Here is a 264-nt window from a genome sequence, read left to right as displayed (position 1 = left end):
GCTCTATGGTCGTCAAGAAATTCGGGTACCGAACCGTCTTTCGACGCTTCAGCAAATTGGGTATGCGATAGTTTGTGTGTTTCTCGAACTTTCGGTTCATTGCGTCTTCACACACCGCAATCTGGTGTCCTTTCGGATCAGCAAATTGCTTGGGTGTTATATGGTCAAGCCTCACGGGCAATTAGTATTGGTTAGCTCAACGCCTCACAGCGCTTACACACCCAACCTATCAACGTCGTAGTCTTCGACGGCCCTTCAGGGGAC

General features: G+C 49.6%; 1 rRNA gene. It reads right to left on the bottom strand.

Annotated elements, in window-relative coordinates:
* Positions 1–160 precede the first annotated feature (160 nt).
* Positions 161–264, bottom strand: a 23S ribosomal RNA gene (locus AACY49_RS31525); the annotation flags it as partial.

It is taken from the genome of Pseudomonas sp. EL_65y_Pfl2_R96 (assembly GCF_963970905.1).
Taxonomy (GTDB): Bacteria; Pseudomonadota; Gammaproteobacteria; order Pseudomonadales; family Pseudomonadaceae; genus Aquipseudomonas.
Note: the sequence above shows the minus strand (reverse complement) of the source record. Positions and strands in the feature narration are given on the sequence as shown.